Genomic DNA, 14,167 nt, shown 5'->3' on the forward strand with positions numbered 1-14,167 from the left:
TAAAAATGGGAAAAGGTTTTTTTCATGTACCAACTGCCATTAACGAACCTGTGAAAGGATATGCTCCAGGTTCTCCTGAAAGAGAAGCGGTTTCAAAACAGTACAAAGAATTTTTTAACGGATCAGTTGACGTACCAATGTATATTGGTAGTGAAGAAGTAAGAACTGGAAACACCCAAAACATGACTCCTCCTCATGATCACCAACATGTAGTAGGTCAATATCACATAGGAGGTAAAAGTCATGCAGAAAAAGCTATTGAAGTAGCTTTGGAAGCGAGAAAAGAATGGGCTCAAATGCCATGGGAACAAAGAGCTGCTATATTTTTACGCGCTGCCGAGTTAATTGCTGGTCCTTACCGTGCAAAAATAAACGCAGCTACAATGATTGCTCAGTCAAAAACTGTTCACCAAGCTGAAATTGATGCTGCTTGTGAGTTAATTGACTTTTTACGTTTTAACGTAGAGTATATGACTGACATTTACAACGAACAACCAAACTCTGATGACGGAATTTGGAACCGTGTTGAATACAGACCTTTAGAAGGTTTCATATACGCAATTACACCATTCAACTTTACAGCAATTGCCGCTAACTTACCAGCTTCTGCTGCTATGATGGGGAATGTTGTTGTTTGGAAACCATCGGATAGTCAAATTTTCTCAGCTAAAGTAATTGTTGATGTATTTAAAGAAGCTGGAGTTCCTGACGGAGTAATTAACTTAGTTTATGGTAATCCAGTTGAAATTACTGATGCTGTATTAGCTTCGCCTGATTTCGCAGGAATACATTTTACAGGGTCTACCTATGTATTCAAGGAACTTTGGAAGAAGATTGGAGAAAACATACACACGTATAAAACTTACCCAAAGATTGTAGGTGAAACAGGTGGTAAAGATTTTATCATTGCGCACCCTTCTGCGAATCCTAAGCAAGTTGCTACGGGTATTTCAAGAGGAGCCTTTGAATTCCAAGGTCAAAAATGTTCTGCTGCTTCAAGAGTATATCTTCCAAAATCAATGGCAGACGAAGTTTTAAATTATGTAAAAGAAGATGTAGCTTCATTTAAAATGGGATCTCCAGAAGACATGAGTAATTTCATTACTGCTGTTATTCATGAAGGTTCTTTTGATAAATTAGCTAAATACATTGACCAAGCAAAACAAGACACCGATGCTGAAGTTATTGCTGGTGGAAACTATGATAAATCAAAAGGATACTTTATTGAACCTACGGTTATCTTAACTACCAATCCAAAATATACTACTATGGAAACTGAATTATTCGGACCTGTAGTAACTATTTATGTATACGAAGATGCTGATTGGGCTGAAACTTTAAAGTTAGTAGACAGTACTTCTGAATATGCTTTAACAGGAGCTGTTTTTTCAACAGATAGATATGCCGTTGCTGAAGCTACAAAAGCTTTAGAAAACTGTGCTGGAAACTTCTATGTTAACGATAAGCCAACAGGTGCCGTTGTAGGACAGCAACCATTTGGTGGAGCAAGAGCTTCAGGAACTAATGACAAAGCAGGATCTGCACAAAACTTATTACGTTGGGTATCTCCACGTTTAATCAAAGAAACATTTGTTTCTCCATCTGATTATCGTTACCCTTTCTTAGGTTAAGATACTTAATTCTATAAAAAAAAGAATAGCTATTCAGAAATGAGTAGCTATTTTTTTATAGTATGTATATATACTCTAAAGTATTAATTTAAAAATTCAAATTCGTTACTTTCACCAGCCTTAACGAACCTAGCATTAAGTACTTCATTTGTCTCTGAATCCAGCACCATTGCAACAAAATTAACCTTAGAAAGGTTATTTATGTTTAAAGGAACTTCTATTTGAAAATTCCTTTCAAAAATATTGTTACTTATAAATTGATTATTTTTCATTTCATCTCCCCTAACATCTGTAAGAGCGTACCTCAAAACATAATCATGAACAAAATCTTTGGCTATACCTTCTGTAGTAATTTCAGGATAATAGGCTGTGTAATTTGCCTGATCTTGAACAATACCATCCTCCGTAGCAAAAACCACGAGTTTTGTTTTGTTAGAATACATGTTACCAAACAATACGTTTATATTTAAAAGAATATTATTATGGTCTATTCTCGAAATAAGTTTTAGCCCAAGAAAAGATTTTCCTTCTACTCGATTTGTTATTTTATCTAACATCTCTGTTTCATCGATATCACCGGCCTCTCTCCAAACCCCTTTCCTATCAATCATAGCTGAAGGGAACCCTATAATATCGAAATATCTAATTAGCTGATTTCCGTATGCGTTAGTCATAACATCGTTGTCATGAACGGCAATCGGAATAAATTGATCTGTTTTCGACTTTAATAATTCCATTGCATACGATACTCTCGGACAATACCCGCACCAATCTCCTGTATAATCTTCAATAACAATATTCTTCTTAAAGCTCACATTCCCTCTAAGTTGTGCTCCTAACTGTAAAACCATACTTTCTTCACCTTCATAAATGGCTTTTACCTTATAAGTACTGACATCTGTAGGGATAAACTTATTCCCTTGAATTCTTTCTTCATTAACATAAATAATTGCCTCCTCTGAAATATCTTTATCAATGTAATAAGGCGTATTTCCTTGAGGACTCGTTTTCACCTTCTTTTTAACTTCCAGTACTACTTCTTCACCTACAAAAACAATGTTTCCAGAATTATAATTTACTACCTTCAATTCAGTCTTGTCTTTTTGGATGTTCTCATTAGAACAGGAAAACATAATAATTACAATAGCAATGATTGCTACACCTATATTTTTCTTTAAGAATTTCATGCTAATCTATTTTTCGTTTATCAAACAGCAAACATAAAATTCAACTACAACCGAATTAGTTAATAATATTTAAATTACTCCAAAGAGATTCCCTAAATTTCGACTTTAATCAAAATTTCAGTTAATAAAATTCATTTTTAATAATGCTTTTTAACACAGCACAATTAAATTGTTATCTAATTACGTAATTCAATATCATGAAGTAATGACAAATGGCCCCACCCAAAACAAAGAAATGCCAAATAACATGGTGGAAAGGAATCTTTTCTATTGCATAAAAGATGATACCTATTGTGTAAAAGGCTCCACCGGCCCATAAAAGATGAATTCCATCAGGATTCATTAGTAGTTTTAATGCCTCAAAATCCAAAACAATTAGCCATCCCATTACCAAATATAGCAGCGTTGATAAAACCCCAAATTTACCCGTAAAAAAAAGCTTTAATACGGTTCCTACTGCCGCTATCCCCCAGACCAAACAAAACAACAACCATCCTTTACTTTCAGGTAATAACAACAAGAGCACAGGTGTATAAGTTCCAGCAATCAGAAGGTAGATACTAATATGGTCTACTATTCTAAATTTTCTCTTTTTATCTTCTGTTTTCGTCGCATGATATAAGGCCGAAGCACTAAACAAAACGATTATCGACACTCCATAAACAACAATACTGAATACACTCCATGGTTTGTTTGTATTATACAAAAACAATACAACTAATCCGAACAACCCCATAACGGCTCCTGCTGCATGGGAAATCGTGTTCCATTTCTCTTCTAATCGTGTTTGAACTACCATAAAACAAAAATAAAAAAAAGTGCGCATTACGGCTATCGTATGCGCACCTTATCTCATTATTTAGATGAATTTGACTAAGAATTATTTTAATTGATAGTCATTAGTTTCATTAGCCTTAACGCTTCTTGCATTAACAGAAGCCTTTGTATCAGCATAAGAAACAATTGCTACAAAACTTAATTTTGTTTTATCATCAATTGAAGCTGGAATATCAGCTTTAAATTCTTTCTCGAAAATAGTTCCTTTTACAGTTTCAGAGCTAGCAATCGCATCTCCAAGCACATTTGTAAAAGAATGTCTTAACACGTGATCATGAACAAAATCATTAATTTCGTCTACTCCTCCGTAAAAATCAGTATAATTAGCCTGTTTTAATACGATACCGTCCTCTAAAGCAAACACGGTAAGTTTTAAGTTTTTTCTAACAGAATTTCCAAATTTTACAGATACATTAACTTTCATTTCAGTATCAGTAACATTAGATGTTAGCTTAATTCCAGAAGGAACTCCATTTTCAGTTAACTTCGTTACTTGAGTTAAGTTTTGAGGTTCAGGATATGTCCATGTATCTTTTCTATCAACATACGCTGTAGGAAAACCATCCACATTAAACGCGCTTGCTAAAGCTCTCGAGTAATCGTTTTCCATAGGATCGTTATTCGCCAAATGAGCCGCCACCGTAACTATATAATCAGTTTGCTCACTTACTTTTTCAATTGCATACGATACTCTTGGACACCATCCACACCAATTTCCAGTATAGTCTTCAATTAAGGCAAACTTTTGAAATACCTCTCCTTTTTCTTCTGAATATGCATTTATTCTATTACTACTTTCAACTCCTTTATAAGTTGCTTTAATTACATATTCTTTTTCTGAGGTTGGTGTAAACGTATACCCTTCAATTTTTTCATTATTTACATAGTATTCAGCTCCCGAGTTAACAATGGAAAATCCGTTTACAAGAACAGAGAATTCCACTGCCTCACCTATATAAAACAGGTCTTGTTCCTTATCCATTCGAAGTTCAACACTAGTGACCACTTCGCTATCCGAACCCGGATTATCTGAATCTGATCCTGAACAGGATACAAAAAACACAGTTAAAAAAACTAAGATTAACTGGCTTAAATTTCTTTTTTTAATAGTTTTAATCATATTATTGCTTTTTTTTAAATTAAGTTAAATAGTTGAGTTAAAATAAAACAAAAAAATACAACTTTACCCTAAAAAAATATCAAAGAAATAAAAAAGAAGTAAAAAGAAATTTAGGGAAAACCCTTTGCTTTTTGTTACAATAAATAGAACAATTAAAACTATAGAAACTATGAGATCCTTTTTAATCGGTTGTTTGTTATTAACAACCATCAATACTTTTTGTCAAAAAAAGCTTCCAAATAAAAATGTCTATGACCTCAATAATACTTCTGTTAGCATTTTAGATGAAATTGACAATAGTAAAATAACGATTGTTAGCTTTTGGGCGACATGGTGTGTACCTTGCTTAAATGAATTGGATACCATAAGCGAAGTATATGAAGAGTGGCAAGACGAAATAAATGTTGAATTAATTGCTATTTCCACAGATGACTCAAGATCCCAAAAAAGAGTAAAAGCACTAGTAAATGGGAAAGGATGGCCATATAAAGTGTTATTAGATAAGAACCAAGAACTTAAAAGAGCCTTAAACATTCATACTATTCCTGAACTAATTATTATTAAAGATGGGAAAATAATTTATCGTCACTCAGGATACTCTCCAGGTTTTGAAGATGAGCTTTATGATATTATAAAGAAAAATTCCTAATCCATAACACACTTGCTACTTAATGAAAAAACTATATATAACGCTTTTAAGCTGCTTTTCTTTCAGCTTTATACTAAAAGCACAGGATGAACATAACCTTTCCATAGGCTTTGAATCGAACTCGCAATATTACGTTGATGATTCAAAAACGGGTCCTTTTTTGGAACCTGAAAGATTTAGATCCAATAACTACTTAGCAGTACTATATGAATATAAGGATTTTTATGCTGGAATTCAGGCTGAAAGTTATTCACCTATGGCTTTGTTAAATTATTATTCGGGATTTGAAAAAACAAATTTAGGTCTATACTATGCGGGATACAAAAACAAAAAATTTGAAGTTACTTTAGGTCATTTTTATGAGCAGTTTGGCAATGGTCTGTCGTTAAGATCCTGGGAAGATCGTCAATTAGGAATCAATAATGCTTTACGAGGTGCAAGAATAAAATACTACCCGACTGATTTTATTGAATTAAAAGCTATTTACGGTAAACAAAGAGTAGGTTTTGAACACTCTAAAGGAGATATATTTGGATTCGATTCTAACATCGGATTATCTGACCTTCTTAACCTTGAAAAATCTTATCTATCCTTTGGATTAAGTTTTGTTGGAAGAAACGATAAAACAGCAGTAACAGATTTTGAATTACCTGAAATGACTTCTGTTTTTGGAGGAAGGATTGATTTCTCTTCTGGTAACTTCTATTCTGGAGTTGAATTCTTGTCAAAAAATAAAGATGCAATTTACGTTATGAACCAACCCAGAGGCGCCGAAAAAGGAAACGCCTTTCTATTAAATTTTGGATACACAAAAAGAGGTTTAGGCATAGACGTAACTCTAAGAAGATTGGAAAACATGGGATTCTATTCTGACAGAGAAGCTACTGGAAATGTTTTCAATCAAAATATTATAAACTATTTACCTGGGCTAACGAAACAGCATGATTACTTACTTACGAACATATACGTATATCAAGCACAAGCACAAGGAGCCTTTAGTCCGATCCCTAAATTTGGTGAAATAGGTGGACAGTTAGACCTTTTTTATAAATTTAAAAAAGGAAGTTCTTTAGGTGGTAAATATGGAACCAAGATTGCCTTTAATGCTTCTTATTGGTCAGGACTTAAAGGTGAAGCAGATTTGAGTAATCCTTCTCAGTTTACTTATAATACATCAACATTTGGTTTTGGAGAAAAGTATTTTTCAGATTTCAGCTTAGAAATTCGTAAGAAATGGTCGAAAGAATGGAGTAATATTTTCTACTTTGTGAATCAATACTATAACAAGAGATATATTGAAGAAACAGCAGGTGAGGTGAATGCTAATATTTTGGTTGGAGAAACAACATACAAAATTGGTGGTGGAAAATCTCTACGATTTGAGGCTCAACATTTATGGACTGAAGATGATAGGAAGAATTGGGTTGGTGGAACTATAGAATACAATCTTTCATCACGTTTGGCCTTTTACCTAAATGATATTTACAACTACGGAAGTGACGACACTGACGAAAAAATTCATTACTACAATTTTGGAGGTAATTATACTTACAAGTCTTACCGCTTTAGTTTAAACTATGGAAGACAACGTGGTGGTCTTATTTGTGTAGGTGGTGTATGTAGAAATGTACCAGAAAGCACAGGGCTTACCGCCAATATAAGCATGAGTTTTTAAAAACTAAAAAAGCGAGCATTGAATGCTCGCTTTTTTATGGTTTATATTTTATTGGTAAATGAACTACTTTTTTTGTCTCGAAAAAATCTTCATCAAAATAATCTGGTAAATCATAAATAGTAGCTTTCGGAAATCCGATCAATTCTTCTGTTAAATCACCTCCTTTTAAATACAAAATTCCATTTTTCAATTCATGGTTTTGTTTCTTATGTACTTTTCCTTTTATCCATCTGTGGAAGGTTTCCATCTGAGCAACTGCTCTACTTACAATAAAATCATAAGTATCTTTCACCTCTTCCACTCTTCCATGAGTAGTTTTAACATTTTCTAACCCTAATCCTTCAACCACCTCATTCACTACTTTAATTTTCTTTCCAATTGAATCAACCAAATGAAATTTAGTTTCTGGAAATAAAATTGCTAATGGAACTCCAGGAAAACCACCTCCAGTACCAACATCCATCACTTTCGCCCCTGGCTCAAAATTCATCACCTTGGCAATTCCAAGCGAGTGCAATACATGTCGCAAGTACAACTCATCAATATCCTTCCGAGAAACCACATTAATTTTTAGGTTCCAATCTTCATATAGCTCTTGAAGTTTTGCAAACTTATTTTCTTGTTCTTCTGAAAGATTCGAAAAGTATTTTTTGATGATTTCCATGAATGTTATTTTCCATGCAAAAGTAAAAAACTAAATTGGTATTGTTAATTTTTACGTAAAAGATATTATTCTAGTTAAAAAGTCGTTTTATACACGAACAGTCAAGTAAAAACATTTATTTTTGCTTTTCTTAACAAACAACAAATGAAGACAATAAACTTCTCACGGATTGACAAACAAAAGTTCTTTAGAACTTTAAATAAGCGCGTAAACAATTACTTTAAAGAAAACGATATTAAACGCACTGGTAATTGGAAGCTTTACAGTAAGGCTGTTATTATGTTTGCCATATTCATTATCCCCTTTATTTTAATTTTAACGGTTGATATGTCTCAATGGATTAAATTAATTTTAGCTGTTGTTATGGGAGTTGGAATGGCAGGTGTAGGAATGAATGTAATGCATGATGCAAACCATGAATCTTTCTCAAGTAATAAATGGGTAAATAAATTAATGGGCAGTAGTATTTACTTCCTAGCAGGAAATGTATATAATTGGAAAGTTCAGCACAATGTACTTCATCATACATATACAAACATTAAAGATCATGACGAGGATATTGACGCTGGAAGAATTATTCGTTTTTCCGAGCATTCAAACTGGTTGTGGATTCATAAATTTCAAAAGTATTATTCTTTTTTCTTATATGGATTACTCACTATTAACTGGGCTATAACTACTGATTTCAAGCAGATGAAAAATTACTTGAAAAGAAAACTTTCTTATGGTAAGTTTCCTAACCCAGCAACAGAATGGACGAAATTAGTTGTTTCAAAGCTTGCCTATTACTCATTATGGGTAGTACTTCCTATACTCGTGTTAAATGTTGCTTGGTGGAAAGTAATAATTGGTTTCTTTGTTATGCATTATACAGCCGGAATTATACTAAGTGTTATTTTTCAATTAGCGCATGTTGTTCCTAAAACTGAAATGCCATTACCCGATGAAAATGGAAATATGAAAAACACTTGGGCTATACATCAGTTATACACAACCTCTAATTTTGCTCCTAAGAATTGGCTAATTAATTTTTACACAGGAGGATTAAATCATCAAGTTGAACATCATATTTTCCCTAACATTTCTCATATTCATTACAAGAAGTTAGCTAAGATTGTAAAGGAAACAGCAATAGAGTTTAACCTACCATACAATGAGTACCAGACAACTAGAAGGGCTATTATTGAACACTTTAAACATTTAGCTGAATTAGGAAAGAAACCACAGCTAGCATAGAATCAACAACACAATTTATACAATGTCAAACGAACTATCAAACAGAATTAAAAGTTTACCTGTTTCGCAAACTTTAGCTATGGCTGCAAAAGCTAGAGAGTTAAAAAATGCAGGTAAAGACATTATTAGTTTAAGTTTAGGAGAGCCAGACTTTAACACTCCTGATTTTATTAAAAATGCCGCAATTGAGGCTATTAACCAAGATTATAACTCTTATACTCCAGTTGACGGGTATGTGGAGCTTAAAGATGCTATTTGTGCAAAATTTAAGCGTGATAATAACATAGAGTATACACCAAATCAAATTGTTGTTTCAACAGGAGCTAAACAATCTATTGCAAACATAGCTCAGGTTTTATTAAACCCAGGAGATGAAGTTATCTTACCTGCTCCATATTGGGTAAGTTATTCAGCAATAGCAACACTTTGTGAGGCTAAATTCGTTGAAATCCCTTCGAGTATTGATAGCGATTTTAAAATTACTCCAGAGCAATTAGAAGCGGCTATTACTCCTAAAACAAAAATGATTTTCTTCAACTCGCCAAATAACCCAAGCGGATCTATTTATAATGAAGAAGAATACAGAGCTTTGGCTGCTGTTTTAGAAAAGCACCCTCAAATTTATATACTTTCAGATGAAATTTATGAGCATATTAATTATGGTAGTAAATTATTCAGTTTTGCAGCTATTGAAAGTATGTACGAAAGAACGATTACTGTAAATGGTTTGGCAAAAGCATTTGCAATGACTGGATGGAGAATTGGATATATCGGCGCTCCAGAATGGATTGCTAAAGCTTGTACAAAAATGCAAGGGCAAATTACTTCTGGTACAAACTGTATTGCCCAGAGAGCCGCAATAACTGCTGTTTCTGCTGATCCTTCTGAAATTAAATACATGGTAAATGAATTTAAAAACAGAAGAGATCTTGTATTACAATTGCTTGGTGATATTGATGGTTTTAAATTAAATATTCCTCAGGGAGCTTTTTATGTATTTCCTGATATTTCTGCATTTTTTGGAAAAACATTAAAAGGGAAAGAGATTAAAAATGCTAACGATTTTTCTATGTTTTTACTAGAAGAAGCCAATGTTGCAACAGTTACCGGAGATGCGTTTGGCGCTCCTGATTGTATTAGAATGTCTTATGCAGCTTCTGAATTACAATTAAGAGAAGCTATCAAAAGAATTAAAGAAGTAGTGAGTTAATAATACTTAATCACATTCAATATTACAAAAAAGCGAGATGAAATTCATCTCGCTTTTTTATTCTTTACTCATTTTACCAGTAGCACAACTTACAAACGATTTTGCTTTATGCAATACTGTATTTTTATCTCCTACTTCGGGGTAACCAAGTTTTGACAACTTTTCCTTTATCTTAGTTAAACTACTATCAGGTGATTCAAACGCGACTAAGGACTCATCAACGTTGATTTCAATATTAGTTACTTCTTCAATAGATGAAATTCCTTTTTTTATCGTGTTAGCACAACCTCCACACTTTAAATTCTCTATATATATCTTCTGTATCATTTGTCTATTTTCATTACTAATCAATACTCACATATTACCTACAGGTTCCATGTCTTTTGATTTATTTATTTTCTTCTTTCCAGTTCAAATACCCGCCTTCCAAGTTATAAATTTCAAACCCTTTTTCTGCTAACATCTCAGCGGCGATAATACTTCTACCTCCCGATCTACAATATAAATATACTGGAGCGTCTTTCTTTAATTCTCTAAGTGCTTTCTCCTCAAAATCTGGGGAAGTAACATCAATATTTATCGCTTTATTGATCATCCCATTTTTACATTCTTCTGGAGTTCTTACATCTACCAATTGTATTTCTGAATGTGTACTCGTTACCGTCTGTAAATCCGACACTCTTATATCTACAATATTGTTATTTTGTTTTTTACATCCTATTACTAAAAGTAATAGAGCCACAGAAAACATCTTTATCAGTTTTGTCATACATTTATTTTAACGTCGAAGGACAAACATATTCTGTTCTCGAAATAGAGGTTTCTTTAATATCTTTATATCCTCCAGCAATATCAATTACGTGGTGATAACCTCTCGCTTTTAAGATTGACGCTGCAATCACAGAGCGATATCCTCCTGCACAATGTACATAAAAATCCTGATCCGTTGGAAATTCTTGAATATGTTTATTAATAAAATCTAATGGAGTATTTGGTACATTTTCAATGTGCTCGCTTTGGTACTCACCTGGCTTACGCACATCAAAAACTTGTATGTTACCAGCTAACTTTTTTTCTAATTCTGTAGCCGAAATGGATTGTAAAGTATCTATTTCTTTCCCTGATTCTTTCCAAACATCAAAACTACCATCTAAATAACCTAAAACATTATCAAAACCAACTCTTGATAAACGCGTAATTGCTGTTTCTTCTTCTCCTTTTGGAGTAACTAACAAAATAGGTTGAGAAACATCTTTTATTAAAGCGCCTACCCAAGGCGCAAATGTTCCTTTTAAACCAATAAAAATAGATTGAGGTATAAATCCTTTAATGAATTCCGATTGATGTCTTACATCCAGAATTATTGCATTACTTTCATTTGCTCTTTTTTCAAATTCATCTACTGAAAGAGCTTTCGTACTATCTTTAATTACATCATCTATGGACTTATATCCTTCCTTATTCATTTTTACATTCAAAGGAAAGTATTCAGGAGGAGGTAATAAACCGTCTGTAACTTCTTTGACAAACTCCTCTTTGGTCATATCATCACGCAAAGCATAGTTCGTTTTCTTTTGTTCTCCTATGGTACCAACCGTTTCCTTGCTTAAATTTTTACCACAAGCCGACCCAGCTCCATGTGCAGGATAAACAATAACATTGTCTTCCAAAGTCATTATTTTATTTCGAAGACTTTCATATAACAATCCTGCCAACTCTTCCTGAGTTAAACTCGCTGCTTTTTGCGCTAAATCTGGTCTCCCTACATCTCCTAAGAACAGCGTATCTCCACTAAAGATAGCATGATTATTTCCATCTTTATCTTTTAATAAATAGGTTGTGCTTTCCATGGTATGTCCAGGAGTGTGTAACACCGATATAGTAATATCTCCTAATTTAAAAACCTCTCCATCCTCTGCAATATGCGCTTCATATTTTGGATTAGCGGTAGGTCCATAAACAATTGTTGCTCCTGTTTTTTCAGCCAATGTAACATGGCCACTTACAAAATCAGCATGAAAATGTGTTTCGAAAATATACTTGATCTTAGCGTTTTTTTCTTCCGACTTATTTATATAAGATTGAACTTCTCTCAAAGGATCAATAATGGCAACCTCTCCTCCACTCTCAACATAATATGCTCCTTGAGCCAAACAACCTGTATAAATTTGTTCTATCTTCATAATATAATTATATTCTAATCTTTTATTTTATTTGTACGCTTGATGAATGTATTGAGCGTATTTTTTTTGATTTAAATTATCTCCTGTTTTAAAATAATGTACTGCGCCATTTGCTCTCATAAAAAAATGATCAATAGAGATTTCCTCTAAAACTCCACCTCTGAAAAACGCATCTCTAACTGGGCCTTTAACTCCAGCTAAATAAAAAGTAATTCCTTTTTTCTTATAAAACCTAATACGTTCTATCAACATATCTACTCCTGTGCTATCCACTCTATTAATACTTTCTGCATCTAACACAATTAATTTTAATGCCTTCCCTTTTGCTTCTGCCATTTCCTCCAATTTGTCTCTAAAATACCCAGAATTAGCGTAAAAAAGTTGCGCATCAAATCGAAATACCAACACTTCTTCTTCCATAAGAACTTCTTTAAATCTATTTTTATTTCTATAAAAATCTGAGTCGGGTACCTTACCTAGTTCTGCTACATAAGGCCTAGATGTTCTAAATATTAATAGAATTAACGACAACCCTACTCCTACTAAAATTCCATATTCAATTCCAAAAAGTAATGTTGAAAAAAAAGTAGCTACAAGTAACCAAAAATCAAGGTTATTTGCTTTCCATAAACGCTTTGCTTCCTTTACATTCACCAAATTAAACACGGCAACAATAATAATAGACGCAAGTATACTTTTGGGTAAATAATAAAAGATAGGAGTCAAAAACAACAGTGTTAGTACTACCAAAATAGAAGAGACTATCGCAGAAACTCCTGTTTTCCCTCCCGATTCGGCGTTAATGGCGGACCTTGAAAAACTTGACGCAGAGGGATAAGCCTTGAAAAAAGACCCAAAAATATTACTCAATCCTAAAGCGATCAATTCTTGATTAGGTTGGACTCTATACTCGTCTTGTTTCGCTTCTAATGTTTTACCTATTGAAATAGTTTCAAGATAACCAACCATGACCAGTGTTAATGCAATTGGCATTAATTCCTTAATTAAAGGAACATCAATAGTTGGTATGGAAAAAGCAGGTAATCCCGATGGAATATCCCTTACAATAGCCACACCAGTCCAACTTTCTCCGAAGTATTTAATTAAAACAATTCCAAGAGTTACAACAATTAAGGCATTGGGGATTTTTTTATTTAGTTTTCTAAAGAAAATGATAACAGCACAAGCAACAACGCCAATGATAGTGGTATTCTTGTTAAAAAACTGAATTCTATTAACAATGTCTTCAAGTAAAATATGAATCTGATCACTTTGAAGAAACTCTACTCCTAATAAATTTTTAAATTGATTTAAACCAATAATCAAAGCTACCGCAGAGGTAAACCCAGTGATAACTGGCCTCGATAAAAAATTAACAATGAAACCCAATTGAAAAACTCCCATGAGAAGTTGAATACTACCAACAACCAATGCTAACAATATTGCTATAGCTATATAGCTTTCAGATCCTACCAATGCAAGAGTAGAAACTCCTGTGGCAACAATTAAAGAATCCATAGCTACAGGACCAATTGCAACCTGACGTGAAGAACCAAAAACTGCATAAACAACTTGAGGTATTAACGCCGAATACAAACCATAAATAGGTGGTAATCCTGCAATAAGAGCATAGGCTATACCTTGAGGAATGAGAACAATTGCAACGGTAATACCAGCAATTACATCATTTTGCAGGTACTCTTTTTGGTAATTGGGCAACCAACTAAAAATGGGTATTAACTTTTTAATCAACTTCATGCCTCAGTTATATAATT

The 14,167-nt window shown here is 33.3% G+C and carries 13 protein-coding genes; 5 read left to right on the plus strand and 8 right to left on the minus strand.

Going from position 1 to position 14,167, the window contains the following annotated elements:
- Positions 1–5: 5 nt before the first annotated feature.
- Complete coding sequence (pruA, locus tag BLW23_RS10565; protein WP_093669613.1) at positions 6–1,631, plus strand: L-glutamate gamma-semialdehyde dehydrogenase; 1,626 nt, start codon at positions 6–8, stop codon at positions 1,629–1,631.
- A gap of 83 nt (positions 1,632–1,714) precedes the next feature.
- Here pruA and BLW23_RS10570 read toward each other — a convergent pair whose 3' ends face one another.
- From BLW23_RS10570 to BLW23_RS10580, 3 genes are all read right to left on the minus strand, one after another.
- A complete protein-coding gene (locus BLW23_RS10570; protein WP_093669615.1) occupies positions 1,715–2,818 on the minus strand; it encodes an Omp28-related outer membrane protein in 1,104 nt (367 codons plus the stop codon).
- Positions 2,819–2,990: 172 nt separating this feature from the next.
- Positions 2,991–3,617 (minus strand): PAQR family membrane homeostasis protein TrhA, encoded by a 627-nt coding sequence (trhA, locus tag BLW23_RS10575; protein ID WP_093669617.1) that lies wholly within the window; start codon positions 3,615–3,617, stop codon positions 2,991–2,993.
- A gap of 81 nt (positions 3,618–3,698) precedes the next feature.
- Positions 3,699–4,775, minus strand: a complete 1,077-nt coding sequence (locus BLW23_RS10580) for an Omp28-related outer membrane protein (protein ID WP_093669619.1) — start codon at positions 4,773–4,775, stop codon at positions 3,699–3,701.
- A 169-nt stretch (positions 4,776–4,944) separates the two neighbouring features.
- Between BLW23_RS10580 and BLW23_RS10585 the strand changes: the two genes are divergently transcribed.
- Both BLW23_RS10585 and BLW23_RS10590 read left to right on the plus strand, forming a co-directional pair.
- A complete protein-coding gene (locus BLW23_RS10585) occupies positions 4,945–5,424 on the plus strand; it encodes a TlpA family protein disulfide reductase (protein ID WP_093669621.1) in 480 nt (159 codons plus the stop codon).
- Between the two features lie 22 nt (positions 5,425–5,446).
- On the plus strand, positions 5,447–7,099 hold the full coding sequence (locus tag BLW23_RS10590) for a DUF6029 family protein (RefSeq protein ID WP_093669624.1): 1,653 nt from the start codon (positions 5,447–5,449) through the stop codon (positions 7,097–7,099).
- Positions 7,100–7,133: 34 nt separating this feature from the next.
- Here BLW23_RS10590 and rsmG read toward each other — a convergent pair whose 3' ends face one another.
- Complete coding sequence (gene rsmG, locus BLW23_RS10595) at positions 7,134–7,763, minus strand: 16S rRNA (guanine(527)-N(7))-methyltransferase RsmG (RefSeq protein ID WP_093669626.1); 630 nt, start codon at positions 7,761–7,763, stop codon at positions 7,134–7,136.
- Positions 7,764–7,907: 144 nt separating this feature from the next.
- Here rsmG and BLW23_RS10600 point away from each other — a divergent pair, with 144 nt between their 5' ends.
- On the plus strand, positions 7,908–8,999 hold the full coding sequence (locus tag BLW23_RS10600; protein WP_093669628.1) for a fatty acid desaturase family protein: 1,092 nt from the start codon (positions 7,908–7,910) through the stop codon (positions 8,997–8,999).
- 22 nt (positions 9,000–9,021) lie between these two features.
- Entirely contained in the window at positions 9,022–10,209 is a 1,188-nt protein-coding gene (locus tag BLW23_RS10605; RefSeq protein WP_176829793.1) for a pyridoxal phosphate-dependent aminotransferase, read from the plus strand.
- Between the two features lie 57 nt (positions 10,210–10,266).
- Here the strand turns inward: BLW23_RS10605 and BLW23_RS10610 are convergent, their stop codons facing one another.
- The 4 genes from BLW23_RS10610 to BLW23_RS10625 form a co-directional block, all read right to left on the minus strand.
- Complete coding sequence (locus tag BLW23_RS10610) at positions 10,267–10,536, minus strand: heavy-metal-associated domain-containing protein (protein ID WP_093669630.1); 270 nt, start codon at positions 10,534–10,536, stop codon at positions 10,267–10,269.
- Positions 10,537–10,597: 61 nt separating this feature from the next.
- Positions 10,598–10,978: a rhodanese-like domain-containing protein gene (locus BLW23_RS10615; protein WP_093669632.1), complete on the minus strand. Its 381-nt coding sequence runs from the start codon at positions 10,976–10,978 to the stop codon at positions 10,598–10,600.
- Positions 10,979–10,982: 4 nt separating this feature from the next.
- Positions 10,983–12,392: an MBL fold metallo-hydrolase gene (locus BLW23_RS10620; protein ID WP_093669634.1), complete on the minus strand. Its 1,410-nt coding sequence runs from the start codon at positions 12,390–12,392 to the stop codon at positions 10,983–10,985.
- A gap of 27 nt (positions 12,393–12,419) precedes the next feature.
- Positions 12,420–14,150, minus strand: coding sequence for a SulP family inorganic anion transporter (locus tag BLW23_RS10625; RefSeq protein WP_093669636.1), 1,731 nt, complete (start codon positions 14,148–14,150; stop codon positions 12,420–12,422).
- Positions 14,151–14,167 lie beyond the last annotated feature (17 nt).

It is taken from the genome of Tenacibaculum sp. MAR_2009_124 (genome assembly GCF_900105455.1).
Lineage (GTDB): Bacteria > Bacteroidota > Bacteroidia > Flavobacteriales > Flavobacteriaceae > Polaribacter.